The following is a 26,263-nucleotide window of genomic DNA, read 5'->3' on the forward strand; positions in this document are numbered from 1 at the left end:
TAAAATCTTCAGAGGATTACCCGCGAATGGCCAACGTTGTCGTCGTCGGAGCCCAGTGGGGCGACGAAGGGAAGGGCAAGATCGTCGACTGGTTGTCGGAGCAGGCGGACATCGTCGTCCGCTTCCAGGGCGGTCATAACGCCGGCCACACGCTGGTCATCAACGGCAAGACCTACAAGCTCGCGCTGCTACCCTCCGGCGTGCTGCGCGACCAGAAGCTGTCGGTGATCGGCAACGGCGTGGTGTTCGATCCGCAGGCCTTCCTCGACGAGGTCACCAAGCTGCGCTCGCAGGGCGTCGCGATCTCTCCGGACAATCTGCGCGTCGCCGAGAACGTCACCCTGATCCTGCCGCTGCACCGTGAGCTCGACGCGCACCGCGAATCCGCCAATGCGGCAACCGCGATCGGCACCACCCGCCGCGGCATCGGACCGGCCTATGAAGACAAGGTCGGCCGCCGCGCCATCCGCCTGATGGACCTCGCCGATCTCGACACCCTCCCGCACAAGATCGACCGGCTGCTGGCGCATCACAATGCGCTGCGCCGCGGCTTCAACCTGCCGGAGTTCGACGGCAAGGTGATCCTGAAGGAATTGACCGCGCTGGCGCCTGAACTGCTGCCTTATGCCGAGACGGTGTGGCGGCTGCTCGACATCAAGCGGCGCGAAGGCAAGCGCATGCTGTTCGAGGGCGCACAGGGCGCGCTGCTCGACGTCGACCACGGCACCTATCCCTACGTCACCTCGTCCAACACGGTGGCGGCGCAGGCCGCGACCGGCTCGGGCCTAGGCCCCGGTGCGGTCGGCTATGTGCTCGGCCTGTGCAAGGCCTATACGACCCGCGTCGGCCAGGGCCCGTTCCCGACCGAGCAGGACAACGAGATCGGCCGCAAGATCGGCGAGCGTGGCCGCGAGTTCGGCACCAACACCGGCCGTCCGCGCCGCTGCGGCTGGTTCGACGCCGTGCTGGTCCGCCAGGCGGTCCGGACCTGCGGCATCAACGGCCTGGCGCTGACCAAGCTCGACATCCTCGACGGCTTCGACACGATCGAGGTCTGCACCGGCTACAGACTGGACGGCAAGGAGATCGACCACTTCCCGGCCGGCGAGGGCGCCCAGGCCCGGGTCGAGCCGATCTACGAGACCATCGAGGGCTGGAAGGAGCCGACCGCCAATGCCCGTTCCTGGGCGGACCTGCCGGCCCAGGCCATCAAATATGTCCGCCGGATCGAGGAATTGGTGGGGTGCCCGGTCGCACTGCTTTCCACCAGCCCGGAACGCGAGGATACTATTCTGGTGCAAAATCCGTTTGAGGCTTAACGATATCTTACCGGGACGTGCGCTAGTTGAGTTGAAATGGCTGATTACTATCCGCTGATCGCCCGCGCTATTTCCGCCCTGGACCCCAACGCTCCCGGCGAAAGCCGTCGCGCGCTCTATGAGCGTGCGCGCACGGCCCTGATCGCGCAGCTCCGCAGCGTGCAGCCGCCGCTCTCCGAATCCGAGATCACCCGCGAACGGCTGTCGCTGGAAGAGGCCGTCCGCAAGGTCGAATCGGAGGCCGCCCAGCGCGCCCGGGAGGCCTCGCGCCCCGGTCCCGGTGGCGGCGCCCGCAGCGGCGGCAGCGGGGACGCCTTCCGCCGGGCCAGCACCCGCGCCGCCGAGGGCAACCCGCCGCCGTCTCAGCCGGCCGCTCCGCGCACCCGTCCGGCTCCGCCGCCGCCGCGTGCCGACCGACCGTCCTTCAATGTCGATGACCAGGGCGACGCCCCGCGTGCGCCGCGGGCCCCGCGTTTCGACGCGCCGCGCCAGCCGGGTCCCCCGGCAGCGCCGCCGATGCCGGAGCCGCCGGCTGCTCCCCCGGCCGGACGCGATCGCCCGCCCGGGCGCCGTCCGCCCGACATCGGGCCGCCACCGCCTCAGCCGCCGGCACCGGGCGTACGCGGTTTTCGCGACATCACCGCCGACGTGAACGATCTCGGCAGCGCTGCCGCGCAGGCCAACCGCGCCGCGCGTCGCACCTACGCCAATGTGCCCTCGCCCTCGCCGGAGTTCGACCGGCTGGAGCCGAGCCTGGAAAATCGCGCCGGCGAGCAGGACGCGCCCTATTCATACGACGAGTCGATCGAGGAGGCCGAGCGCTACACGCCGCAGCCGCCATCGTCGCGCCCGCGCGTCGCGCCCGAGCGCGAAGCCAAAAAGCGCGCCCGCACCGGCTCCGCCTTCCCGTTCAAGAGCGCGATCGCCGTCGGCATCGTGCTGATCCTGGTCGGCGCCGGGATCCTCTGGGGCAAGCCCCTGATCCAGACCGTGAGCGGCCTGTTCAAGTCCTCGCCGACCCAGGTGGTGGAGGCGCCGAAGGATCCGGCCCAGCCGCAGAGCAAGCCCAAGATTCCGGATCGCGTCGGCCAGCCTTCGGCCAGCGACCAGCCGGTCGCGCCGGTGGCGCAGAAGGTCGTGCTCTATGACGAGGATCCGTCCGACCCGAAGGGCAAGCAATATGTCGGCTCGGTGGTGTGGCGGCTCGAGCCGATCAAGGCCTCGGGCAACCAGAAGGCCGACGTCGCCGTGCGCGCCGACATCGAGATCCCCGACCGCAAGTTCAAGATGACGATGTCGTTCCGCCGCAACACCGACTCGTCGCTGCCGGCGAGCCACACCGCGGAATTGACCTTCATCCTGCCGCCGGACTTTCCGGGCGGCAGCATCTCCAACGTGCCGGGCATCCTGATGAAGTCGAACGAACAGGCGCGCGGCACGCCGCTCGCGGGCCTCGCGGTCAAGGTCACCGACGGCTTCTTCCTGGTCGGCCTCTCCAATGTCGACGCCGACCGCGCCCGCAACGTCCAGCTCCTGAAGGAGCGCTCATGGTTCGACGTGCCGCTGGTCTACGCCAACCAGCGCCGCGCCATCATCGCCATCGAGAAGGGCGCACCCGGCGAGCGCGCCTTCAACGATGCGTTCGCGCAGTGGGGCGACTAGAGCGTTTTCGAGCGAAGTGGATACCGGTTCGCGTCAAGAAAACGCGTCAAAACAAGAATCTAGAGCCCCGTTCCGATTCCATAGGAACGGGAAAGGCTCTAGGGCCGGCGCGTGACCGATCTTCACCTCTCCAGACGAGAGAGGTGAATCGAACTCTCAAACGATCCGATCGGGATTGAACCGGCGCTACTGCGCCGCCGCCTCCCGCTTGCGCGCGGCCGCGTGCTCGCGGTCCATCACGGCGCGGCAGCCAGGGCTGACCTGCGCCTTCTTCTGCACCATGCAGGCCCTGACGCGCGAGATGTCGGGAATCTCACTGGAGCACAGCCGCATCGCATCACCTGTGCACATCTGCTGTGCTTCGGACGAGAAGGCGAGGCCGGGCGATGTCTGGAGTACGATGGCGGTGGTTGCGAAAGCGAAGAGCGAAACGATGGTCGTGTAGCGTGTCATGACGAATGCGTCCCCGAGTTCCGTGGTTTGAACCACTTGGTTTTGGGGCGCCGCACGCGGCTTGATCTGCCGCATGTCACAGCCTTCACGCCGGGAACTTTGGTCCCGCATGTGGTCGCTCGATCTCTCGTGGTGTTCGAATCGAAAAGTGCTGCGCCGCCCGATTCGAGTATGCGCGATTGTCACACGGCCGCAATGGTCCGCTCGAATGAATTCGCAATTGTTGCGTGTCCGTCACGCAGCATGCGGCGCGAAATCAGATCAACCGATCGGACGACGCGTTCGCTTCTTCCGCATCGCTCGCTGCGGGGTGTTCCTCGACGGCCGTGACGCCTTTCGCAGTGAGCTCGAACAGATCGCCGTCCTTCATCACGTAGCCGTCGGCGATCAACTCGCCGATCTTGCCGTGCCGGTCGTCGGCAAAGGCGACCGACTGGCTGATGTCCCGCAGGATCGAGAGCTGTTCCTCGCGCAACATGGCTTCACTCTCCGTGCGCCGGGGATCGTTCCCGGCCTTACATGCCGTGGCTCTGAAACACCTTGCTGCAGGACTTCGACAGCTTGGCCCGGTTGGCCTGCAGGCACGCCTGCACAGCGCCGTCATTGCCGAGGTCCTTCCGGCAGAACCGCGAGGCGTCACGCGAGCAGGCGTTCTGCTCCTGCGGCGTACCCATGTGGCCCTGCGCGAGAGCAGGCGTGATCGACATGCCGCTCAGGGCTGTCAGGGCCAGCGTCGCCATAAGGACGGATTTCGGGGACATCGACAAACTCCAATCTGACTGCAGGTATGAATTTCAGTCCTGTCTGAACTCGTCGCCTTGCCGCTTGTTCCCGTCAGGACGGGCCGGCGCCCCGCTATTCAAGGTTCCCGCGTCGCTGCTATAACAGCGGCGAAGGATGAGGATACTTGATGAAACGCTATCTGGTGTTTGCGCTGGTCGGTCCGTTCGTCGGCGGGTTCCTGCTGCTGCTGACGACGACCTATCAGTCCGGTTATTGGGCCCAGACCAATCTCGGCGAGGTCGGAAAGCTGTTCGCGGTGTTCTTCAAATCGCTGCAATACAGCTATCTGTTCGGCTTCCTGCCCTCGCTGATGATCGGTGCGGTCGACGACATCCTGATCCATGTCCGCCGGATCGGCCCGGTGCTGCGGATGCTCCTGGTCGGCCTGTTCGCCTTCGTGCTGGCGTCGCTGACCTACAGCTCGCGCGGGCCGGATTCGGGCACGGTGCAATTCATCCTGTACGGCCTCGTCGGATTCGTGCCGGCGGTGCTTTCATCCTGGCTCGTGCATAGATATGTCGAGGAGCCGCAGCCGGCTGCGGCTTAGACCTGAACGCGCGACGTTCGGGCGCGGCGCGGCAACTTCCGCCACGCCAGTGCGTTCTCCAAAGGCCATGACCATGTCCGATGACGACATTCTTGCTCCGCACAGACCCCGTTCCGGGTCCCGCGCGCGCGGGAGTTTTTCGGACACCGAAGCGCGCGGGCCGATCATCGACCAGGACGGCCACGAGATCCGTCCCGAAACACTGGAGCAGGGGTTTCGCGAGTTTCGCTTCGAATTCGGCCAGGGAAACCCGTTCGGCAATCTGACGCGGGAGCAGCGGGTGGCGCGGATCGAGGCGATCGCAAAGCTGCTCGATGTCGCCTTCATCCTGCCCGGCACGAATATCCGCTATGGCATCGACGGCCTGATCGGGCTGATCCCGATCGTCGGCGACATCATCACCACCGCGATCTCGCTGTGGCTGGTGCGCGAGGCCCGCGCGCTGGGCGCGCCGTGGTATCTCACCGCGCGCATGCTCGGGAATGTCGCGGTCGACGGCGTGGTCGGCATGGTGCCGTTCGCGGGCGATGCCTTCGACGTCATGTTCCGCGCCAACATGCGCAACGTCCGCCTGCTGCGCCGCTGGCTCGACAAGCAGCCGCGGATTTAATGGGGCGCTTCTTGCGTCGCTTCTCCCCGTAAGAACGGGGAGAGGGAGGAGAGAGAGCACCGCTCCAAACGCAAAAAGCGCGACGGCCTTTCGGCCATCGCGCTTTCAGCGCAAATCGGGTTGAGCGAAAACTTACGCCGCGTCGGCGTCGGTCTCGGGGGCTGGCGCCGGCCGGGGGCGGCGCGGCAGCGGGAAGGCTTCGCTCTCGTAGAGCGAGCGGATGCCGTTCTGGTCGAAGCGCGCTTCCTCGACCTGGAGATAGGCGCCGTTCAGCGAATCCGTCGGCAACTGCTCCATCGCGAACTGCACGGCTTCGGCCGCGGTGCCGAACCGGCGATAGGTGAAGCCTGCACGCTTCTTCTTGCGGATCGCGGCGGGGAAGAGCTCGGCAGAAGTGTTGAAGTTGAACGGACGCAGTGGACGCATGGTCAAAGACCTCGTGATCTTGTCTGGGGCTTTAAGCGCGTGGGGTTTTGAAAGGCAGGGGCCACCATCGAGTGGGCCCGCCGCACATGTCATTTTCGCCCTCTAATATAGGCTGTTTTGACAGAAATGCGACCCCCGCGATGGGAGATGATGAATCCGCGCATGGCAGCTCCGCGAGCGCCGTAAACCAAATAATTTCAATATGTTAGATGGTTTACAGTTTGCCAAGCAGCAGCAGCACGACCAGGACCACCAGCACGACGCCGCCGATCCCCATGCCGGAATGGCCCATGCCATAGCCGTAACCACCGAACCGGCCGGACATGCCGCCCAGCAGATAGATGATCACCAGGATGATCAGGATGGTCCCAAGCGTCATGGCATCCTCCCTGGCGGCTGCCGGATTGCGCGCATCGGCCGCACCGCCGGAAGAGAAAAGCACATCGCGCCGCCGGGTTCCATGACGGAACCGGGCGGCGCGCAATGTTATTTGGGCTCGAGCTTCAGCGCGGCCGAGTTGATGCAGTAGCGCAGGCCGGTCGGGCCGGGCCCGTCGGGGAAGACGTGGCCGAGATGGCCGCTGCACTTGGAGCACAGCACCTCGGTGCGGACCATGCCGTGGCTGGCATCGTGCTCCTCGTCGACATGGCTCTCGACCGCGGGCTGGGTGAAGCTCGGCCACCCGCAGCCGGAATCGAACTTGGCATCGGACTCGAACAGCACATTGCCGCAGCCGGCGCAGACATAGGTGCCGGCGCGGTGGTCGTGCTCATATTCGCCGGAGAAGGGACGCTCGGTCGCCTTCTCGCGCAGCACCGCGTACTGCATCGGCGACAATTCGCTCCGCCACTGCTCTTCGCTCTTGATGACCTTGTCGTCGGTGGTTTTCGTCTTGGTGTCGGGCATGGGTCTCCCGTTTGTTTGGTGAACTTGTTTTCGGTGATCTTGCGATCAGTTGGTGGCCTTGCTGGCGCTCACCAGCGTCGGCTTTTCAATGTAGTTATCCGCGAACAGCTTTTTCAGGTTCTCGACCTTCGGAATGTCGTTGTAGGCGATGTAGGGCTGGTTCGGGTGCAGCGTCAGATAGTCCTGGTGATAGGCCTCCGCCGGGTAGAACGCTTCCAGCGCGCCGACCTTGGTCACGATCGGCTTGCTGAATACTTTGGCGCCGTTGAGCTGGGCGATATAGGCGTCCGCCACCTTCTTCTGCTCATCGGAGGTGGTGAAGATCGCCGAGCGATATTGCGTGCCGGAGTCGGGGCCCTGCCGGTTGAGCTGGGTCGGGTCGTGCGCCACCGAGAAGTAGATCTGGAGGATCTTGCCGTAGGAGATCTTCTTCGGGTCGAACTTGATCTCGACCGACTCGGCATGGCCGGTCCGGCCGCTCGAGACCGTCTGGTAATCGGCGGTCGCCTTGGTGCCGCCGGCATAGCCGGAGACTGCATTGACGACGCCGGCGGTGTGCTGGAAGACGCCCTGGACGCCCCAGAAGCAGCCGCCCGCGATGACGGCGGTCTGGATCCCGGTTGCGGGCGACGCATCCACGGTGGGCGCGGGGATCACGACGGCATCCTCCGCGGCCCTGGACGGCACGGCGAAGGCCAGCGTCAGTGCGGTGGTGGCGGCGAGCAGCGAGGCGAGGGCGGTGCGGCGCATGGCGATCCTCTTCGGAAGGTCTGACAGTGTAGGGCGGCCGGGGACGGGCGAACAGCCTGTTTGGCCGCGTTTTCGGACATCTGAGATACGGGCGCAGACGGCGATTGTTACGGGGAAACGGACACGAGTCTGTGAAAAATAGCCTCAGACGGCGCGGCTTGGCGAGGCCGGGAACTCCGGGCTAGATGAACGCGCGCGATCGCGCTCGACTCAATCATGTGGTGGCTGGAGCTGACCTGACAACATGCTGCGTGTCATTCCCCTGACCCTCGCCATCCTGATCTCAAATGCCGCGATCGCCGCGGCCGAGCCGCAAGCCGGCGAGGACCTCGCCACCTGTCGCGACCGCCAGGCGGAGGCCCAGGCCCGCGCGACGGCCTGCGACAATCTGTTGAAGGCCGATAAGCTCGGCGGCAAGGACAAGTCGCTCGCGCTCGTCGTGCGTGGCAATGCGCTGATCAACAAGCGCGACTATGACCGCGCCATCGAGGCGCTGTCGTCCGCCATCGATCTCGATCCGGACAATGTCGGCGCCATCAACCTGCGCGGGCTCTCCCATGAGCGCAAGGGCGAGGACGATCTCGCCATGGTCGACTACAATCTCGCCATCCAGAAGCGCGCGAATTTCGGCTATGCCTACAACAATCGCGGCACCATCCATCTGCGCCGGGGCGCGCTGCAAAGCGCGCTCGACGACTTCAACCTGTCAATCAAATACACGCCCACGTTCCTGCTCGGCTGGACCAATCGGGCCCGCATGCGCACGCTGAACAAGGATTTCGACGGCGCGATTGCCGACTTTGCGGCAGCCGAGAAGATCGACCCGGCCGCGCCGCAGATCGCCGGCAACCGCTGCATCACCTACGGCATGATGGGCAAGTACGACCAGGCGTTCGCCGACTGCGACGGCCTGATCCAGAAGCAGCCCAGGAATACCTTCGCGATCAACAATCGCGCCGAGGTCAACGTGATGAAGGGCGACCTCGACGCCGCGCTGAAGGACTACAACACGGTCATCCAGCTCAATCCGAACAGTGTGCGCGCCCATTCCGGCCGCGGCCAGATCTACGAGCGCAGGAAAGATCTCGCCCAGGCCCGCGCCGACTACCGCGCGGCGGCCTATTCGCTGACGAGGTTCGACGAGCCCGACGTCGCGCGCGCCCGCGCCATCGCGCAGGCGCGCTTGGCCGCACTGACGCCGCAGGCGCCGGCCGGGTCCACCGGGCGCCGCGTGGCGCTCGTGATCGGCAACGGCGCCTACAAGAACGTCCACGCCCTGCCCAATCCGCCGCGCGACGCGAAAATGATTGCAAACGTGCTGCGCGATGTCGGCTTCCAGACCGTGATCTCCGTCAGCGACCTCTCCCGCGACAAGTTCTTCGAAGCGCTGCAGACGTTTGCCACTGAGGCGGAGAATGCGGATTGGGCGGTGGTCTATTACGCCGGCCACGGTTTCGAGATCGGCGGCGTGAACTATCTCGTCCCTGTGGACGCCAAACTTGCCGCCGACAGGGACGCCGAGACCCAGGCGGTCGCGCTGGAGCAGGTGATCGCAGCGGTGGGCGCCGCGAGAAAAGTGCGTCTGGTGATGCTGGATGCCTGCCGCGACAATCCCTTTGCGCCGGCCATGCAGCGCACGCTGTCGCTCAAGCTGGTGGACAAGGGCTTTTCCAACATCGAGCCCGGCGCCGGCTTCATGGTGGTCTACGCCGCCAAGCACGGCGAGACTGCGCTGGACGGCGATGGCGGCGCCGACAGCCCCTTCGCCACCGCGCTCGCCCGCGAGATCAAGGTGCCGAAGGTCGAGATCCGGAAACTGTTCGACATCGTCCGCGATGACGTCTGGTCCGCCACCAAGCACGAGCAGCAGCCGTTTTCATACGGCTCGCCGCCGGGACGCGAGGATTTTTATTTCGTGGCGGGGAAGTGAGGGGTTGCAGAGACCGTAGCCCGGATGGAGCGCAGCGAAATCCGGGAATCGCGAGCGCGGACCCGACCCCCGGATTACGCTTCGCTCCATCCGGGCTACAACAGTGCCGTAGGGTGGGCAAAGCGACTTGTCCGCCGTAGCTCGAAGAGCGAAGGCGGAAGCGTGTCCACCATTCTTATTGAATGTGTGGAGAGATGGTGGGCACGGCGCGTTGCGCCTTTGCCCACCCTACGGCAGCGTCACACAACGATACTCAACCGCTTCGCCGCCCGCGTAATCCCCGTGTACAGCCACCGCGCCCGGCTATCCTGGAACGCGAAGCTCTCGTCGAACAGCACGACGTCGTCCCATTGCGAGCCCTGCGATTTGTGCACGGTCAGCACGTAGCCGTAGTCGAACTCGTCATACGGCTTGCGCTGCTCCCAGGCGATCGCCTCGACGCCGCCCTCGAAGCAATCGGCGCGCACCGAGACCTTTGTCACCTTGTGACCGAAGTCTTCATCCGGCGACAGCCGCATGCTGAGGATGCGGGATTTCGAGCGCGAGGTGTTGCGTGATTTCACGCGCCACAGGCCGCCGTTGAACAGGCCCTTCTTGCGGTTGTTGCGCAGGCACACCAGCTTGTCGCCGGCGACCGGGAAGACATCCTCGATGTTCTGGCGCTGGCGCACCCGCATGTTGTAGGCGCGGCGCGTGTTGTTGCGGCCGACAAGCACCTGGTCGGCGCCCATGACGCGGTCCGGATCGAGCTCTTTCCGCGACACCACCTCGCTCTCGCCGTAACGGCCGATATCGAGCTCGCGGCCCTCGCGGACATCCATCGACATCCGCACGATCGGATCGTCCTGGGCCTGGCGATGCACTTCGGTCAGCATCGCGTCGGGCTCGGTGTTGGTGAAGAAGCCGCCACCCTGGATCGGCGGCAGCTGCGCGGGATCGCCGAGCACCAGCAGCGGGCAATCGAACGACATCAGGTCGCGGCCCAACTCGGCATCGACCATCGAGCATTCGTCGATCACGATCAGCTTGGCCTTGGAGGCCGGCGCGTCGTCCCACAGCTCGAAGCTCGGCTGCTCCTCGCCGGATTCGCGGGCGCGGTAGATCAGCGAGTGGATGGTGGAGGCCTCGTCGCAACCCTTGTTGCGCATGACCAGCGCGGCCTTGCCGGTGAAGGCGGCGAACTTCACCTCGCCGTCGACGCCTTCGGCGATGTGCCGCGCCAGCGTGGTCTTGCCGGTGCCGGCAAAGCCAAACAGGCGGAACACCGGCGGCGTGCCGTTGCGGCCGGGTTTTGCCTTGAGCCAGTCGGCAACGGCTTTGAGCGCGGCATCCTGATGCGGGGTGAAAGTGGCCATGTCTGTCTTGAGGAAGGGCAGAATCGAGGCGATTCGCCATCCCTCGAAACTAACCATTCGGCCCAAGGGTTCAAGCGGCCCAGCCGCCCCTATTGCCAGCCGGGAACGCCGCGCATGTCGGGCAGGTGGTGGGCGATGCCCTTGTGGCAGTCGATGCAGGTCTTTTCCTTCGTGAACAGGAAGCGCTGGTGCGCCACCGAGGCCCGTGGCGACTGTTTCGTGATGTCCATGGAATCGGCGCTGTGGCAGTTGCGGCACTCCAGGGAATCGTTGGCCTTGAAACGCGCCCATTCGTGTGCGGCGAGCTCGAGCCGGTGGTCCAAGAATTTCTCGCGGGTGTCGATCGTGCCGAAGATCTTGCCCCAGACCTCCTTGGAGGCCTGCATCTTGCGCGCGATCTTGTCGGTCCAGTTGTGCGGGACGTGGCAGTCCGGGCAGGTCGCGCGCACGCCGGAGCGGTTGGTGAAGTGGATGGTCGACTTCAGCTCGGCGAAGACGTTTTCGCGCATCTCGTGACAGCCGGTGCAGAATTTTTCGGTGTTGGTCAGCTCCAGCGCGGTGTTGAAACCGCCCCAGAAGATCACGCCCGCCGCAAAGCCCGCGAGCACCAGCACGCCGAGCCCGAACACCGAGCTCGGCCGGATCAGCACCTGCCAGAGCTCGCGCGCGAAGTCCCAGCAGCGCAGGATAAAGCTACGCTTGGCTTCCACCTTTCCCTTGGGCTCGTCAGCAGCCGTCGTCATCGGCGGCCACCGGGGCTGGCGCGCGAGAGCAGCGTGTCGATGTCGATGAAATCGTTGCTCACCGGCGGCGTCGCGGTGTTCTGCGGCACGTGGCATTCCGTGCAGAAGAAGCGCCGCGGCGAGATCGAGGCCAGGAACTGGCCGTCGCGGTCCATGAAATGCGTGATCGAAACCATCGGCGCCTGCGATTCCGCGATGCGTGCCCGCGCATGGCAGGACAGGCATTTGTTGCCGTTGAGGTCGATCTGGTAGCCGTCGATGGTGTGCGGGATCACCGGCGGCTGCTCCGGGTAGTTGCGCACCTCTCTCTCGGACGTATTGCGGTTCGGCAGCATCGGTGGCGCCGCGCCCTCGTCATTGAGGGGGGCCGGGCCCCGCAGGCCTGACGTCACCGTCTGCGCGGTGAGAGAGCTCGCGCCCGCGGCGATCGCGACCGCGAGCAGGGCTATGCCAAATCGTTTCATCATGACAGGTTCACCCGCTCGATGCGCACGGCGCATTTCTTGTAGTCGGTCTGCAGCGAGATCGGATCGGTGGCGTCCAGCGTCACCTTGTTGATCATCTTGGATTCGTCGAACCACGGCACGAACACGAGGCCACGCGGCGGCCGGTCGCGGCCGCGCGTCTCGACGCGGGCGCGGATGAAACCGCGGCGGGATTCCACCTTCACCTCGTCGCCGCGCCGGAGTTTTGCTTCCGACGCATCGTCGGGATGCATGAAGCAGACGGCCTCGGGGAACGCCTTGTAGAGCTCGGGCACGCGGCGCGTCATGGTGCCGGAATGCCAGTGCTCCAGCACGCGGCCAGTCGAGAGCCAGAACGGATATTCGTTGTCGGGTGATTCCGCCGGCGGCTCGTAGGGCAGGGCGAAGATGCGCGCCCTGCCGTCGGGATAGCCGTAGAACTGCACGTCGGTGCCCTGCTTGACGTAGGGATCGCTGCCCTCGCGGAAACGCCATTTGGTTTCCTGGCCGTTGACGACGGGCCAGCGCAGGCCGCGCTCGCGGTGATAGGCCTCGAACGGCGCGAGGTCGTGACCGTGGCCGCGGCCGAACGAGGCGTACTCTTCAAAGAGCCCCTTCTGCACGTAGAAGCCGAACGCCTTGGATTCCGTGTTGGCGTAGCCTTCCTCTATCTCCGAGGTCGGAAACTTGTCGACCTGGCCATTCTTGTAGAGCACGTCGAACAGCGTCTTGCCGCGAACCTCCGGCTTCTTGGCGATCAACTCCTCCGGCCAGACTTCCTCGATCTTGAAGCGCTTGGAGAACTCCATCAGCTGCCAGAGATCGGACTTGGCCTCGCCGGGCGCGTTGACGAGCTGGTGCCAGAACTGCGTGCGCCGCTCGGCATTGCCGTAGGCGCCTTCCTTCTCCACCCACATTGCGGTCGGCAGGATCAGGTCGGCGGCCAGCGCCGTCACCGACGGATAGGCGTCCGAGACCACGATGAAATTGTCGGGGTTGCGGAAGCCCGGATAGGTCTCCTCGTTGGCGTTGGGACCGGCCTGGAGGTTGTTGTTGACCTGCACCCAATAGGCGTTGATCAGGCCGTCCTTCAGCATCCGGCTCTGCAGCACGGCGTGGGCGCCGTTCTTGTCGGGAATGGTGCCTTCCGGCAGCAGCCAGAGATGCTCGGCCTTGTCGCGATGCTCCTTGTTGGTGACGACCATGTCGGCGGGCAGGCGGTGCGAGAAGGTGCCGACCTCGCGCGCGGTGCCGCAGGCCGAAGGCTGGCCGGTGAGCGAGAACGGGCTGTTGCCGGGCGAGGAGATCTTTCCGGTCAGGAGATGGATGTTGTAGACGAGGTTGTTGCACCAGACACCGCGGGTGTGCTGGTTGAAGCCCATGGTCCAGAACGAGACCACCTTTGTCTTGGGATCGGCATAGAGCTCGGCGAGCGCTTCGAGCCGGTTCATCGGCACGCCGGACATCTCGGCAGCTTTCTCCAGCGTGTAGTCCGAGACGAATTTTACGAATTCGTCATAGCTCATGTCGGTGGAGTCGTTGGCCTTGGCCGCACCGGTTGCTTTTTTCTGCAGCGGATGCTCGGGCCGCAATCCATAGCCAATGTCGGTCTGCCCGCGCCGGAAGATCGTATGCGCAGCGACGAAATCCTTGTTGACGCGTCCGGTCTTGATGATGTGGTTGGCGATGGCGTTGAGGATGTAGAGATCGGTCTGCGGCTTGAACACCATGCCGATGTCGGCGAGGTCGAACGAGCGGTGCTCAAAGGTGGACAGCACGGCGACGCGGACATGCGGCGCGGACAGCCGGCGGTCGGCGAGGCGCGTCCACAAAATGGGATGCATCTCCGCCATGTTGGAGCCCCACAGCACGAAGGCGTCGGTCGCCTCGATGTCGTCATAGCAGCCGGCCGGCTCGTCGATGCCGAAGGTGCGCATCATGCCGGCGACGGCAGAGGCCATGCAGTGCCGCGCGTTGGGGTCGATGTTGTTGGTGCGGAAGCCGGCCTTGTAGAGCTTCGAGGCGGCGTAACCTTCCCAGATCGTCCACTGGCCGGAGCCGAACATGGCGAGACCGTTGGGCCCGCGCTTCTTCAGCGTTTCCTTCCACTTCACCTCCATGATGTCGAAGGCTTCGGTCCAGCTGATTGGCGTGAACTCGCCGTTCTTGTCGTACTTGCCGCCGGTCTTGCGCAGCATCGGCTGCGTCAGCCGGTCGTGGCCGTACATGATCTTGGAAAGGAAATAGCCCTTGACGCAATTGAGGCCGCGATTGACCTCGGCCTTGATGTCGCCATGGGTGGCGACGACGCGGTTGTCCTTGGTCGCGACCATCACGGAGCAGCCGGTGCCGCAGAAGCGGCAGGCGGCCTTGTCCCATTTCAATTCGCTGTTGTCGCGCTCGGAGACGAGATTGGCGGCGAGCGCCGGTGCCGGCATGCCTGCTGCGGCAGCCGCAATCGCGGCGGCCTCGAGCTTCAGCATCTGGCGGCGGTCGAGCTTTGGCGATGTCATGATGGCTCTCCCGGCCGTTAGGCGGTTTCGATGGCGTGGAAGACCAGCGCCGCGGAATAGACGTTGGGCAGCGACTGGATGGTGTTGAGCAGGGTGCCGAGGCTGCCGGCATCCGGCGCTTCGGTCACGACGACGAGTTTTCCGCGCGGGTCTCGTCCGTGAATTTCGCAGCCGGGAAGTGCTGCGATCTCGGCTTCCAGTTCGTCCAGGCGCTCGGGGCGGGCCTGCACGATGATGCTGGCGATCTCGCAACCTGGCGGCGCGACGACGCGGTCGGCGGTGAGCACCCGGCCGGTGATCAATGCGCGGCGGTTGAGTGTGGATTGGGCCATGATGCCTGTCTTTCGCTGTTCGGAGGTCAATGCGGGGAGGGTGGCGGGCCGGGAGGGCCGGCGAACATCTGGTAGATCCAGACGCCGAGCCCGTATGAGCCGACCGTTCCGACCGCGAGGACGGGCATCACGACCGCGGTCAGGAACAGGAAAGCGAAAATCTCCATGCGCTTACGGCGCACGCGCGAAGTCGTGTCGTCAGGGGCCGACATATTCGGTCTCTCTGAAATGGTGCTGGAATCGGGACGGCATCCGGGCCGTTGCCTTACTGCACTTTAGATGCAGCAGGGCCGCTGCCGCGTTGATCTGGATCAACCCGTCGACTTGACCGGATGTCGCGGCGCGGCCAACGGACCGAGCCGCGGCGCTCCGTGCGCGCGAGAGAAGCAAGCGGCAACGATCGTTACCCAAAAGCGAAGATGCTTTGCGGCTCGGGGGTCAGGCCGCATACATCTTCTCTTGCCTCGGAAATGCCCGCGACCTACTACCAGTGGTAGCGGGCGCCGCAACATCCATCGCTGCTACGTGGCGGGAGCTACATATGAGGCGAATCCGAATCATTCATAAGACCGAATATTTTTACAATCAGCCGGTCACCTTCGGCACTCATCGAGCCATGATGCGGCCTCGCGAGGGACATGACGTCCACATCGTGAGAGGGTCGATCGATATCGAGCCGAACGCGGAAGTTCGCTGGTTGCGCGACAATTACGACAATGCCATCGCAGTCGTGACCTTTTTGGAATTATCCGACACGCTCAGGATCGCAAGCGAGGTCGACGTCGACCTTTACCACGACGACCCCATTGAATGGCGGATTGCGCCATTCGCCAGTTCATTTCCCTTCCAATATCCCCCGGAGGAGCAGCTTGAGCTGACGGTGTATCGTCTCCCGAGCTATCTCTACGACGCCACCGCCCTGCTCGAATGGTTGCGCGATCTCTACAAACCCGGTCAGTTGATCGGCACGCTGGACCTTCTGAACAATTTGAATACTCACATCTACCGATCGTTCAAATACGTTTCCCGCGAGGCTCTCGGGGTTCAATCACCCAACGAAACGCTGCGGCTCGGCAGCGGGACCTGTCGCGACTATGCGGTGTTCATGATGGAAGCTGCCCGCTACTGGGGATTTGGTGCGCGCTTTGTCACCGGCTACATCCAGATGGCCGAGGGACAACACGGCGCCACGCACGCCTGGACCGAGATCTATATCCCCGGAGCCGGGTGGCGCGGCTATGATCCCACCAACAACAAGATCGTCGGCAGTGAACACATACCCGTCGCCGTGACGCGCGAACAGGAAAGGGCCTCTCCGCTTTCCGGGACGTGGGATGGTCCGGCGGATGCATTCAGCCGGATGAACGTCTCGGTGCAAGTCATATCAATTCCAGCATCGCCATGATCGTAGTCCACGGTCGATCACGGCAAGCGCGGGTTGGCGGCCAGTCGGTGTGTCCCTGATCCCTCGCCCGTCTTGTCATCATCATTTGAATTGAAGTCGGCGACTTCCATGGCAGGCATCCATGTTTGATCCGACGATTGTCTTGGTCCTTCTCGGGGCTGCGATCCTGATGTTCGCGATCAACAGGCCGCGCCTGGATGTGGTCGCACTGATCATGCTCCTTGCGCTCCCCTTCACCGGTGTCCTCACCATGAGCGAAGCATTGGCAGATTTCAGCGATCCGAACATTGTGCTAACGCCGGCAACCCGAACCTCTCGGTCTGGATCGATGAGTACAAACTCGCGGACCGCGAATAACGGCTGCGCGTGACGGAACAATCGTCTCTCGCCGGCATGACCATTGAAGCCCCGGACCTTCGCGGCTCGGCCGGAGCAAGCATTGTGGCCGTGGAACGCAGCCGCAGATTTGGTCACCATCAGCCTGCCCCGCCGAGTCCAAGCAGGTTCTCCAGGTGCCGGGCAAGGCGCCGCAGGCGGTGATTTGCCTGGCGCCCGTCGTTTGATGGTCAGCGGCCTGATCCCGAATGTGCAGGCCGCCCTGATCGAATGCATGCTGATGAGCGCACTGGGCTGTATCGACATTACCAGCGCTTACCGTTCGGTCGACTGGAAGACCATTGTCCTCATTGTTGGAATGTTGCCGTTTTCAGTCGCCCTGGAGAGAACCGGCGGGGTTGAACTTGCGGCTGATGGGCTAAGAGCCATCACCAGCGGTGCCGGCCATCACGTCATGCTCGCCACGCTCTTTGCCATGACGGCGCTGCTTGGGATGTTTATCTCGAATACCGCGACGGCAGTATTGATGGCCCCCGTCGCTATCGCTGTCGCGAAGGAAATGCATGCCTCGCCTTATCCGTTTGCAATGACGGTGGGCCTGGCTGCTTCGACTGCTTTCATGACGCCTGTGTCGTCGCCGGTTAAGACGTTGGTGGTCGCCCCCGGACATTACACGTTCGGTGACTTTGTGCGCATCGGCGTACCGTTTTCCCGGGTCGTCTTGATCGTCTGCACCTTGCTCGTGCCCTGGCTGTTGCCGCTCTGAACCGGGCAACGTCCTGAATTTGCTAAACGTGATTTGCTTCGCGATCTCGTCGGTCACCGCGGGGAGATTGGCGGGCCGGGACCACCGCCGCAATTTTGGATTGTGCCCGCGCAAGGGCGGTGCGAGAGTCTGATCTCGAACGGGGAAACGCGGATTGTGAACGCGATGGGGCTCACGGCCATCGATCTCGGGCTTCGCGGCGCGGCGAGCGGCGTGTTCCTGATGATCGTTCTCATGGTGCTGCAGCGTCGTGCCACCAATCAGCTGGCCTTGCTGGGCACGGCCATGGCCGCCGGCGGTGCGTTCTATGCGATCGTCACCGCGCCGGTCTTTCCCAAATCGTCATTGTGGTGGACGTTGCCGATCCTGTCCTCGCTGCCCGCCGTCTTCTGGTTGTGGGCGCGCGCGTCGTTCGACGACGATTTCGTGCTCCGGCGACGGCATGGCGTCCTGTGGCTGACCATCTTGGCCGTCGGATTTGCGGTGTCGCTTGGCTGGACGACCTGGCCCAACTTGGCCAGGGGTGGCAGCAAAGTCCTGTCGGCCGTGGCCGTGCTGCTGGCGCTCGCGGCCGCGGTCCAGACGGTCAAGACTTGGCGTGTCGATCTGGTCGCGCGGCGGCGCCGGCTGCGGCTGGCTGTGCTCGCGATCAATGTCGTGTTCATCGGGGTCGTGGCCGGAGCGGGCGTCGCCGCGGTCCCCGTCGCGGTTCCCGGCGAGCCCGGCAGTCTTCCGACCGCGATCAGCCTGTTCGTGTTGGCGATGCTCGCCGGCCTCGGCGTTTTGGACCTGCGGGCGATTGTCACCGTCAATGATGCCGCGGCGGCGATCAGACCCGGCGACACGGCCGGGCGACCGGTGACCGATCGTGCACCCACAGGGCGGGGCACGGCCGACCCCGTTCTGTTGCGGCGCCTCGACCATCTGATGACCGTGGAGCGAATCTACCGGCAGGAAGGTCTTGCGATCGGCGCGCTCGCGGCGCGGCTCGATGTTCCCGAGCACCGACTTCGCCAGGCCATCAACGAAGGGCTGGGTTATCGCAACTTCAACGCGTTCCTCAATCACTATCGCATCGAGGATGCCAAGCTGGCGCTGTCCGATGTGACGCAACGGGAGGTGCCGGTGCTGACCATCGCCATGGATGCAGGCTTCCAGTCGATCGGGCCTTTCAATCGCGCCTTCAAGGCCGAAACCGGCGTAACTCCGACCGAATTCCGGCGCGAGGCGCTGATCCGGCCGCAAACGGCGCCGGATGCCGACCGCCATTTCAAAATCGGCCAGCCGCGCCGAGAAATCGGCTAGCCGATTATGGGATTGGGCAAGAGAGCCCTGACATGATCGGGCAGATTGCCGGAAACAAGCCTTTCACCAGCAAGCCGAGTCCGTCCATGTCCCGATCGACCGCCATCGCCCCCGCATCGGAACGGTTGCACGCGCTCGACGCGGTCAGGGGTTTTGCCCTGCTGCTCGGCATCGTCCTGCACGCAACCCTGTCGTTCGTGCCGGCCCCGACCAGGATCTGGATCATACAGGATACCCATCAAAGCCTGGCCCTGGGCCTGCTGTTCTTCGTCATCCACGTCTTCCGGATGACGACCTTCTTCCTGATGGCGGGTTTCTTCGCTCGCATGAGCTTTCATCGCCGGGGAATCTGGGGCTTCGTCACGGACAGGTTGCAGAGGATCGGACTGCCGCTAGTGGTCGGCTGGCCGATCGTGTTTACGCCGATGGCCCTGGTGGTCATATGGGCCGCGGGCTTTCCGAACGGCGGCCCGATCCCCGGCGCACCTCGCTGGCCGCCGGTGCTGCCGAATTTCCCGCTGACCCATCTCTGGTTTCTCTATGTGCTGCTGGAGCTATATGTCGCCATGCTCCTGCTGCGCGGCGCAATTGTCTGGCTCGATGTATCAGGCACGCTGCGAACGGTTGTCGACCGCCTCTTTGCGCAGATTATGCAAAATCCGCTGGCGCCCCTGGTTCTGGCGATCCCGATCGGCATCGCTTTCTGCCTCGATCAAAGATGGATCAATGTGATGGGCGTGAGGACGCCGGATCAATCGCTCGTCACGAACCTCCAGGCGTGGGTCGGCTTCGGCACTGCCTTCGGCTTCGGTTGGTTGCTGCATCGGCAGACCGATCTACTGCGGATTTTGGAGCGACGCTGGCTGTGGAATCTCTTGCCGGCGCTCGGCCTCATTCTGATCAGTTTCGTGCTTGTCGGGGTGATGATGTCCGTGCCGGGTGCGCCGAAATTGCCGGTTAGTTTCGCCACGCTCAGGCTTGTCTCCGCCATCCTATATGCGCCGGCGATATGGATCTCGACCTTCGCTGTCCTCGGCCTCGCGCTCCGCTTCATGTCCGGCCTCAGCCCGACCCGGCGCTACCTCGCCGATGCCTCCTACTGGCTCTATCTGATCCACACGCCGATCGTGATGGCGCTGCAGGTCGCGCTGTCGCAGCTCGACTGGCCCGGGCCGGTCAAGTTCGCCATCATTCTCGTCGTCGCGATTCTCCCGATGTTGGCGAGCTATCATCTGCTGGTGCGCTTCACCTTCATCGGTGCGCTCCTGAATGGCCGCCGCGCACGGCGCGAAGCGGCGCCTGCCGCCGCGGTCACAGGCCCCGCCGTGCCATAACGCGAAGTGTCGGGTCATTCTCCCGCACGGCGGAATTGCGGCTCCATAGACAGCGCCTCCCCGCTCACTAAGATGAGTGCAACAAGAATAAGCGGGAGAGGCGTCATGAAGTTCGGCATCTTCTATGAGCTGCAGCTGCCACGGCCCTGGGTGGCCGGCGACGAGCTGAAGCTCTACCAGAACGCGCTCTCGCAGATGGAACTTGCCGACAAGCTCGGTTACGACCACGCCTGGGTCGTCGAGCATCACTTCCTCGAAGAGTACTCGCACTCGCCCTCGCCGGAATCATTCCTCGCCGCCGCGAGCCAGCGCACCAAGAACATCAGGCTCGGCCACGGCATCCTCCAGCTCACGACGAACCACCCGGCGCGCGTCGCCGAGCGCGTCGCGGTGCTCGACCTGCTCTCCAACGGCCGCTGCGAATTCGGCATGGGCGAAAGTGCCTCGATCACCGAGCTGACGCCGTTCGGCCGCGACATGGAGACCAAGAAGGAGGTCTTTGAGGAGGCGGTGCAGGCGATCTTCCCGATGTTCAAGGATGCGGGGAGCGAGCACCACGGCAAGTATTTCGACATTCCCTTGCGCAATGTCGTGCCGAAGCCGGTGCAGAAGCCGCACCCGCCGCTGTGGATGGCCTGCTCGCAGCTGCCGACCATCGAGCGCGCCGGCCGCCACGGCTTTGGCGCGCTGGGCTTCCAGTTCGTCAGCGCCGACGCGGCGCACGCCTGGGTGCACGCCTATTACAACGCGATGACCAAGCGATTGCACAAGCTCGCCGACTACGAGATCAACCCGAACATGGCGCTGGTCTCGTTCTTCATGTGCGCCAAGACGGATGAGGAGGCGCGTGCGCGCGCCGACGGCGCCACCTTCTTCCAGTTCGCGCTGCGGTTCTACGGCGCCTCGCAGAACCGCCAGCGTCCCGCGCCCTACACCGTCAACATGTGGGACGAGTACAACAAGTGGAAGCGCGACTATCCGGAAGCGCAGGAGGCGGCGCTGCGCGGCGGCCTGATCGGCTCGCCCGAGACCATCCGCAGGAAGCTGAAGCGCTTCCAGTCGTCGCATATCGACCAGGTCATCCTGCTCAACCAGGCCGGCAAGAACAGCCACGAGCACATCTGCGAATCGCTCGAGCTGTTCGGCCGCGAGGTGATGCCGGAGTTCCAGAACGATCCGGCCCAGGCGGCGTGGAAGCAGGGCGTCATGAGCGGCGAGATCAAGCTGGAAGAGATCGACACCGAGGCGTTTACGGATCGCTACGGCAAGCTCGCGATCAACGTCGCGCCGGCGAAGGCCGCCGCGGGGTAGGGGCGCTGCATCCGGCATGGGCCCCGGCTTAGCAGCGCCATAGCGCGTCGAAGACGCGCGTAATCGCGCTTATGTCACGCTGCGCTGCGTCCGGGGCACGAGACCTTTTCCGCATCGGCCAGCAAGACTCTCGTGTCCCGGACGCGCTGCAACGCGTAGCGTTGCTGCGCAGAGCCGGGACCCAGAAGCGGCATAAGCCGCCGTCTCCGACTTTCGGTCAAACCCGGCTGCTGATATCGTCCGCCAAAAGAACTTTTGCGGAGGAACCAATGCGGCCCCACGGCATGGCCTCAACTCCAGCGGCGAACGACATCGCGCCGGCGGTGCTCGCCATCGGCCGACCTGATTTCCCGAATGTCCTGATCGACACGTTGCGCCGGCAGGCCGGCGTCGGCCATTGCATGGTGTTCGCGCTGACACGCACCGGCGCGGCGAGCTGTCTGCTCGACGCCGGCAACATCCCGATCGGCAGCGATCTCGGCGCGGCCTATGCCGGTCAGTTCCACGAATCCGATCCCAATCGTGATGCGCTGTTCGAAGGCGAGGGCAGCGCGCCGATCATGCTGCCGTCGTTCGCGCCGCGCATGTATGGCGCGCGCTACCGGAAAATCTTCTTCAACGACTCTGATATCGTCGACAAATATGCGACGGCGATCTGGGTCGGCGACACCTGCTTTTATGTCAATTTCTACCGCATCACCGCCCAGGGCTGCTTTGGCGACGTCGAGCGTGCGCGGCTCCAGGTTATTGCGCCTGCGATCGGCGCCAGCGTTGCGCGTCATTTCCAGCAGGCGGCCACCGCGACGCCCGACCAGAACCTCGCCGCGTTGTTCGCAACGCGCGCGCCCCTCTCCGCACTGACGCCGCGCGAGCAGGACGTCTGCCGCCGCATCCTGCTCGGTTTCAGCTCCGAGGCGATCTCGCAAGCGCTGGGCATCAGCCTGCATTCGACCCTGACCTACCGCAAGCGCGCCTATGAGCGGCTCGGCATCTCCTCGCAGAACGAGTTGTTTGCGATCGTGCTGGGCTTGCTCTCGGGGCCGGGCCACCTGAACTAAAGGGGACTCTAGATCCGCGATATCTGCTTCCGAGAGCAAAGCCGACGCGCAGCCGGCCCTCCGGGGTCGTCGCCTTTTGACCCAAGGCCGACATCCGCGGCGCGAATCCTCTTCAAGGATACTTACGCTTTCCCAAGTCGGATATGGTGTTGACCAGAATCAAGGGGGCAAAGGTGCAATTTCCAATGAGGCAAATCATACTCTCAATAGTCGCTGTTTTGTCGTTCTCATCTGCGCGTGCTGAGATGGTCAAGATACCTTGGCATACTTCAGCGCAGTCCCTGCCTTGGATTCCCGGCAACGAATACATCGACGGCAGGTCGAAAAACTTCATGGATGGCACCGTCGAGGAAAAGGGTAAGGTAAAGGCCGAGGGCGAACTGTCGGCGGACATTATACGGCCGCAGGGCGCCAAGGGACCAGACCCCTTCGTGATCATGCTGCACGGCTGCGACGGGTTCGGCCGGGTCGAGAGGAAATGGGGGCGTGACTACGGCGGCAGATTAGTCGGAGCAGGCTATGGTGTTCTCCTGCTCGACAGCTTCGGCAGCCGGGGATTGGGACCCGACGGCGTCTGCTCGGATCCCAGCCAGTTGACTTGGGCGCGGCGCCGGGCTGACGATGCGTATGCGGCGCTGGACTGGCTAATCGGACAGAAGATCGCCGATCCCAAGCGGGTCTACGTCCTTGGCCGCAGCAACGGTGCGACCACGACCTTGATCATCATGAACCGGGCGATCGGCGACCTGCACGAGCACATGTTCGCGGGCGGCTTCGCGATGCAGCCGTCCTGTTATTTGATGAAGAACGTCGAGTTCTACGCCCCGGTCCATCTCTTCCTAGCAGAGAAGGACGAGGCGACCAGCCCCATCCTCTGCGGCCAGATGGCCGAGAGCAAGCGGTCGATTCCCGTGAAGACGGTGCTGTGGAAGGGGGCGAACCACAGCTTCGAAGATCACGAGCCAATCCACGTTTTCCATGGCTACCATGTCGGATACAATGCCGCGGCTGCGGAAGGCACCATCAAGGCAATCATTAGTGCGTTGAACGAGGCCAAGAAAGCGGAAAACTGACCGCGCGGAGTCGCACAGCCTGTAGGTATGCGACGACGGCCGAATGGCGGCGGATAGATGCGGGAAGTCCGCCTGAACGACTTCCGCTCGTGGCCCGAAGCCGCCGTCAATGAAGGAGCGGAGCGCGTTCGCTCCGCCCGGCGATTTAGACCCCGACTCGTTCCGCGATGAGAAGCGCGTCGTCCGCATCGCAACCTCAATATCAAGCGGTACGCCCAATTTTCACGTCGCCGAACAAGAGTTGGGCGTTAACCATCGCCAACGGTTCCCCTCTGAGCGACATCGCTTCGAAGTTTCTTAAATCTTGCCGGGTACCTCTTCCAGGCATGGTGACCTGGGGAAAGACATGAGTAAGCGGGCCAAACGTAAGAAGGCAGAGGCCCTCGCAATACCCATGGCCGCGAGAGTCGCAATTGGCGCCGTGGCCGTCGCCGTCGTGGGGTATAGCTTGCTGTCTAGCCCGGCGGACGTGCAACCGATACGAAAACCGTCAGCACAACAGGCCCAGGCGTCGTCAACTCCGGTTTACGTGTCGACTCCAGTTCGTGCATCAGCGCCAGCTCCGGCTGCGATTCCGGTTCCGGCTCCGATCCCGGCCCCTCTGGTCGAACCACCCAAAGCCGACGCTGGCGTTCCCGGAGCACTTGTCCGGCAGGTGGTTGACTACGCCAGCCGTCAGGCGCCGGGCACCGTGATCATCGATACCGGAAACACATTCCTCTATTTCGTTCTGAACGACAGGCAGGCGATGCGCTACGGCATCGGTGTTGGCCGCGAAGGTTTCACATGGTCCGGTGAGCAGACTGTGGCCCGCAAAGCAGAATGGCCGGATTGGCATCCGCCTGTGGAAATGGTCTCGCGTCAGCCTTATCTGCCGCGGTTCATGGCGGGCGGTCCGGGCAATCCGCTCGGCGCCCGGGCGATGTATCTCGGCGAGACCGAATATCGCATTCACGGCACCAACAATCCCGATACGATCGGGAAGAAGGTTTCGTCCGGCTGTATCCGGCTGACCAATGACGACGTCGCGGACCTTTACGAGCGGGTGAAGATCGGAGCGAAAGTGATCGTGCTTCCGGCAACCGCAGCCCGCAGGCCCTCCCAGGGAGCGCCGGCCGACGCCGCTTTCCGGCTGCCGGACCCGGCATCGCCGTCGAAGCGGCCCCTGGCGGCTAACGCGCAGATGTTGTCATCCGGACCGAAGATCGCCGAAGCTCGGTAAGTCAGTCCTCGGTCCTCGGTCTGCAACCGAGGACAAGGAGGCAATTCAAGTCGTCGCGTTTAAGTCAGTTGCGGGCACTTAACGAACGTTCGCTCATGCGCTTGCCGATGTCCGCCGTCGGGGAATCGCGAATCGACTAAAGCGAGCGGTTTATCGCTTCGATGACTTGGGATAGCATCGTATCATCCCCGCCCTATCGAGGGGTGACGGGTAAGGCCGGCATTTGAATTGGAAGACTTAGGTTTCAAATGCCTCGCTTACGGCCCTCGGAATGTGAGGCATTTCGCAGACAGATCTACGCGCGCATTGTCAACTCCTGAGAGGAGCGAGTCCCGACATGAGACGTCGCGAGTTTGTCACGCAACTAGCCGGTGCGGTGGCGGCTTTGCCAATCGCGGCGCTTGTCCTTGCCCTTGCGAATTCCAAAAGCCTTGCACAGGCAGCCAAGAACGAGCCGAGTACTGAGGCCCTTCGGCTTGAACTCGACAAGGAAAAATGGCGCGACGAACGTGAGATGCGGGTGCGCGAGCTTGCTCTAAAGGAGCGGGAGCTTTCGCTTCGGGAAGGCGAGCAAGTCAGCTCTAAATGGTTCAATCCTCTCTTTGTCGCGATTTGCGCCGCCGCTCTGGCTGCATTGGGAAACCTCTTGGTCACCTTTTTCAACGGGAGGACCCAGCTAAAGCTTGAGACAAGCAAGGCGGAGTCCACGCGCATTCTTGAAATGATCAAGACCGGCGACACGGAAGCCGCGGCCAAGAACTTGGAATTCTTGCTCGGAGCAGGCTTGGTCGTTGAGAAGGACCAGGCAATCTCTCTTCGAGAATATCTTGATCGTCGGCAGCCGGGCAAAGGTCCGTCGCTACCATCGCCGGGACGATTTGCCTTTGAGGCTACAACTGATCTGACGGCCGACATTCAAACCGAGCTACAGGGAAAACTCGAGGCATACATTGCTTACCTCGACAAGATTGGTTCGCCGCCCGACTTGGTTCAGGCGAAGATCAAGATTGGTGCGGTGCCCGGGCAGTATGCCCGGTACCAAAACAACACGCTCGAAATTGACTCCAGGATCGCCCGCGATGTTTTTGTGGCCTTGCGAGAATATAGCCATCACGCTCTAACGTCCAAAACCAACAATCCATGGACGGGAAACTTCGCCGGGATCGAGTCGGGTCTTGCCGACTACTTTCCAGCAAGCTTCTTGAACAACCCACGGGTAGGTGAAATTTCCGCTGAGATCATCCGCCCGGGTCAGCCATATCTCCGTTGCCTCGACAACAGGCTGAAGTTCAAGACGACAAAGGCTTTGAAAGATGATCCCTGGACTACCGGCGAGATTTGGGGCGGTGCGTTCTGGGAAATGCGCAATCGACTAACTGGGGATGTGATCGATCCGATTCTTATGAAGGCATGGTGGTCTTTGTTGGACCACCCGTCCAAGACCAGCGCGCCAAAGGCGTTTGCAGCGGAGGTGCTTGCCGCCGCAAAGCTGAATCAGCACGACAAGACGATCCAAACGATTCTGCGAAATCGTGGATTTTCGCTTGATCAGGCAGCGTCCGTCCCTGGCCCTTAGACGCGATCGGTAGATGCTTTGCGTGGGCTTCGCGGATGGCGGCTCGATCCCCGGCCGTGAGAAGCTGTAGGCGCAGGCCATACA

General features: G+C 63.5%; 28 protein-coding genes. 15 read left to right on the top strand and 13 right to left on the bottom strand.

Features of this window, described 5'->3' with window-relative positions; translation table 11 throughout:
* The first annotated feature begins 26 nt into the window (after window positions 1–26).
* Both AB7Z56_RS06985 and AB7Z56_RS06990 read left to right on the top strand, forming a co-directional pair.
* A complete protein-coding gene (locus tag AB7Z56_RS06985; RefSeq protein ID WP_283017550.1) occupies window positions 27–1,319 on the top strand; it encodes an adenylosuccinate synthase in 1,293 nt (430 codons plus the stop codon).
* A gap of 36 nt (window positions 1,320–1,355) precedes the next feature.
* Complete coding sequence (locus AB7Z56_RS06990; RefSeq protein WP_283017549.1) at window positions 1,356–2,981, top strand: hypothetical protein; 1,626 nt, start codon at window positions 1,356–1,358, stop codon at window positions 2,979–2,981.
* Window positions 2,982–3,167: 186 nt separating this feature from the next.
* On the opposite strand, the gene AB7Z56_RS06995 is transcribed toward AB7Z56_RS06990, so the two are convergent.
* From AB7Z56_RS06995 to AB7Z56_RS07005, 3 genes are all read right to left on the bottom strand, one after another.
* Window positions 3,168–3,434, bottom strand: coding sequence for a hypothetical protein (locus AB7Z56_RS06995; protein WP_028151045.1), 267 nt, complete (start codon window positions 3,432–3,434; stop codon window positions 3,168–3,170).
* 256 nt (window positions 3,435–3,690) lie between these two features.
* Complete coding sequence (locus AB7Z56_RS07000) at window positions 3,691–3,912, bottom strand: hypothetical protein (RefSeq protein ID WP_283017548.1); 222 nt, start codon at window positions 3,910–3,912, stop codon at window positions 3,691–3,693.
* A 37-nt stretch (window positions 3,913–3,949) separates the two neighbouring features.
* Window positions 3,950–4,174: a cysteine rich repeat-containing protein gene (locus AB7Z56_RS07005; RefSeq protein ID WP_371498100.1), complete on the bottom strand. Its 225-nt coding sequence runs from the start codon at window positions 4,172–4,174 to the stop codon at window positions 3,950–3,952.
* Window positions 4,175–4,344: 170 nt separating this feature from the next.
* Here AB7Z56_RS07005 and AB7Z56_RS07010 point away from each other — a divergent pair, with 170 nt between their 5' ends.
* Together AB7Z56_RS07010 and AB7Z56_RS07015 are read left to right on the top strand one after the other, a co-directional pair.
* Window positions 4,345–4,764 carry a DUF5413 family protein gene (locus AB7Z56_RS07010; protein ID WP_063981174.1) on the top strand — a complete coding sequence of 140 codons (420 nt, stop codon included), beginning with the start codon at window positions 4,345–4,347 and terminating at the stop codon, window positions 4,762–4,764.
* Window positions 4,765–4,831: 67 nt separating this feature from the next.
* A complete protein-coding gene (locus AB7Z56_RS07015; RefSeq protein ID WP_084794968.1) occupies window positions 4,832–5,374 on the top strand; it encodes a DUF4112 domain-containing protein in 543 nt (180 codons plus the stop codon).
* 132 nt (window positions 5,375–5,506) lie between these two features.
* On the opposite strand, the gene AB7Z56_RS07020 is transcribed toward AB7Z56_RS07015, so the two are convergent.
* From AB7Z56_RS07020 to msrA, 4 genes are all read right to left on the bottom strand, one after another.
* Complete coding sequence (locus AB7Z56_RS07020) at window positions 5,507–5,800, bottom strand: hypothetical protein (protein WP_063981175.1); 294 nt, start codon at window positions 5,798–5,800, stop codon at window positions 5,507–5,509.
* Window positions 5,801–6,014: 214 nt separating this feature from the next.
* A complete protein-coding gene (locus AB7Z56_RS07025) occupies window positions 6,015–6,179 on the bottom strand; it encodes a DUF3309 family protein (protein WP_014492503.1) in 165 nt (54 codons plus the stop codon).
* A 107-nt stretch (window positions 6,180–6,286) separates the two neighbouring features.
* The gene (gene msrB, locus AB7Z56_RS07030) at window positions 6,287–6,706 is read right to left on the bottom strand and encodes a peptide-methionine (R)-S-oxide reductase MsrB (RefSeq protein ID WP_063981176.1); all 420 of its coding nucleotides are present in this window, start codon (window positions 6,704–6,706) and stop codon (window positions 6,287–6,289) included.
* 45 nt (window positions 6,707–6,751) lie between these two features.
* A complete protein-coding gene (gene msrA, locus AB7Z56_RS07035) occupies window positions 6,752–7,456 on the bottom strand; it encodes a peptide-methionine (S)-S-oxide reductase MsrA (RefSeq protein WP_063981177.1) in 705 nt (234 codons plus the stop codon).
* Window positions 7,457–7,700: 244 nt separating this feature from the next.
* Here msrA and AB7Z56_RS07040 point away from each other — a divergent pair, with 244 nt between their 5' ends.
* Window positions 7,701–9,386: a caspase family protein gene (locus AB7Z56_RS07040; protein WP_283017547.1), complete on the top strand. Its 1,686-nt coding sequence runs from the start codon at window positions 7,701–7,703 to the stop codon at window positions 9,384–9,386.
* A 239-nt stretch (window positions 9,387–9,625) separates the two neighbouring features.
* Here AB7Z56_RS07040 and AB7Z56_RS07045 read toward each other — a convergent pair whose 3' ends face one another.
* The 6 genes from AB7Z56_RS07045 to napE all read right to left on the bottom strand — a co-directional run bounded on the left by AB7Z56_RS07045 (window position 9,626) and on the right by napE (window position 15,005).
* Window positions 9,626–10,741, bottom strand: a complete 1,116-nt coding sequence (locus AB7Z56_RS07045) for an ATP-dependent DNA helicase (RefSeq protein WP_063981179.1) — start codon at window positions 10,739–10,741, stop codon at window positions 9,626–9,628.
* 89 nt (window positions 10,742–10,830) lie between these two features.
* A complete protein-coding gene (locus AB7Z56_RS07050) occupies window positions 10,831–11,484 on the bottom strand; it encodes a NapC/NirT family cytochrome c (protein WP_063981180.1) in 654 nt (217 codons plus the stop codon).
* The gene (locus AB7Z56_RS07055) at window positions 11,481–11,951 is read right to left on the bottom strand and encodes a nitrate reductase cytochrome c-type subunit (protein ID WP_028151035.1); all 471 of its coding nucleotides are present in this window, start codon (window positions 11,949–11,951) and stop codon (window positions 11,481–11,483) included. The genes AB7Z56_RS07050 and AB7Z56_RS07055 overlap by 4 nt, the downstream gene beginning before the upstream one ends.
* The gene (gene napA / locus AB7Z56_RS07060) at window positions 11,948–14,461 is read right to left on the bottom strand and encodes a nitrate reductase catalytic subunit NapA (RefSeq protein ID WP_063981181.1); all 2,514 of its coding nucleotides are present in this window, start codon (window positions 14,459–14,461) and stop codon (window positions 11,948–11,950) included. Before napA ends, AB7Z56_RS07055 begins: the two co-directional genes overlap by 4 nt.
* Window positions 14,462–14,478: 17 nt before the next feature.
* Window positions 14,479–14,793 (bottom strand): chaperone NapD, encoded by a 315-nt coding sequence (locus tag AB7Z56_RS07065; protein ID WP_063981182.1) that lies wholly within the window; start codon window positions 14,791–14,793, stop codon window positions 14,479–14,481.
* A 26-nt stretch (window positions 14,794–14,819) separates the two neighbouring features.
* Entirely contained in the window at window positions 14,820–15,005 is a 186-nt protein-coding gene (gene napE / locus AB7Z56_RS07070) for a periplasmic nitrate reductase, NapE protein (RefSeq protein ID WP_027532529.1), read from the bottom strand.
* A gap of 329 nt (window positions 15,006–15,334) precedes the next feature.
* Here napE and AB7Z56_RS07075 point away from each other — a divergent pair, with 329 nt between their 5' ends.
* The 10 genes from AB7Z56_RS07075 to AB7Z56_RS07120 all read left to right on the top strand — a co-directional run bounded on the left by AB7Z56_RS07075 (window position 15,335) and on the right by AB7Z56_RS07120 (window position 26,179).
* Window positions 15,335–16,198 (top strand): transglutaminase family protein, encoded by an 864-nt coding sequence (locus AB7Z56_RS07075; protein WP_063981184.1) that lies wholly within the window; start codon window positions 15,335–15,337, stop codon window positions 16,196–16,198.
* A 121-nt stretch (window positions 16,199–16,319) separates the two neighbouring features.
* On the top strand, window positions 16,320–16,568 hold the full coding sequence (locus tag AB7Z56_RS07080) for a hypothetical protein (protein WP_063981185.1): 249 nt from the start codon (window positions 16,320–16,322) through the stop codon (window positions 16,566–16,568).
* A 69-nt stretch (window positions 16,569–16,637) separates the two neighbouring features.
* Window positions 16,638–17,300: an SLC13 family permease gene (locus tag AB7Z56_RS07085; protein WP_283017546.1), complete on the top strand. Its 663-nt coding sequence runs from the start codon at window positions 16,638–16,640 to the stop codon at window positions 17,298–17,300.
* Window positions 17,301–17,465: 165 nt separating this feature from the next.
* Window positions 17,466–18,605, top strand: coding sequence for an AraC family transcriptional regulator (locus AB7Z56_RS07090; protein WP_187387925.1), 1,140 nt, complete (start codon window positions 17,466–17,468; stop codon window positions 18,603–18,605).
* Window positions 18,606–18,691: 86 nt separating this feature from the next.
* The gene (locus tag AB7Z56_RS07095) at window positions 18,692–19,939 is read left to right on the top strand and encodes an acyltransferase family protein (protein WP_283017545.1); all 1,248 of its coding nucleotides are present in this window, start codon (window positions 18,692–18,694) and stop codon (window positions 19,937–19,939) included.
* 105 nt (window positions 19,940–20,044) lie between these two features.
* Window positions 20,045–21,250, top strand: a complete 1,206-nt coding sequence (locus AB7Z56_RS07100; protein ID WP_063981188.1) for an LLM class flavin-dependent oxidoreductase — start codon at window positions 20,045–20,047, stop codon at window positions 21,248–21,250.
* A 269-nt stretch (window positions 21,251–21,519) separates the two neighbouring features.
* Window positions 21,520–22,308, top strand: coding sequence for a helix-turn-helix transcriptional regulator (locus AB7Z56_RS07105; protein ID WP_063981189.1), 789 nt, complete (start codon window positions 21,520–21,522; stop codon window positions 22,306–22,308).
* Window positions 22,309–22,640: 332 nt separating this feature from the next.
* The gene (locus AB7Z56_RS07110; RefSeq protein WP_354265722.1) at window positions 22,641–23,381 is read left to right on the top strand and encodes a dienelactone hydrolase family protein; all 741 of its coding nucleotides are present in this window, start codon (window positions 22,641–22,643) and stop codon (window positions 23,379–23,381) included.
* A gap of 346 nt (window positions 23,382–23,727) precedes the next feature.
* Window positions 23,728–24,603, top strand: coding sequence for a L,D-transpeptidase (locus tag AB7Z56_RS07115; RefSeq protein ID WP_063981191.1), 876 nt, complete (start codon window positions 23,728–23,730; stop codon window positions 24,601–24,603).
* A 337-nt stretch (window positions 24,604–24,940) separates the two neighbouring features.
* A complete protein-coding gene (locus AB7Z56_RS07120) occupies window positions 24,941–26,179 on the top strand; it encodes a hypothetical protein (RefSeq protein WP_063981192.1) in 1,239 nt (412 codons plus the stop codon).
* The last annotated feature ends 84 nt before the right edge of the window (window positions 26,180–26,263 follow it).

It is taken from the genome of Bradyrhizobium sp. 482_C4_N1_8, from assembly GCF_052075965.1.
GTDB classification, from domain to species: domain Bacteria; phylum Pseudomonadota; class Alphaproteobacteria; order Rhizobiales; family Xanthobacteraceae; genus Bradyrhizobium; species Bradyrhizobium barranii.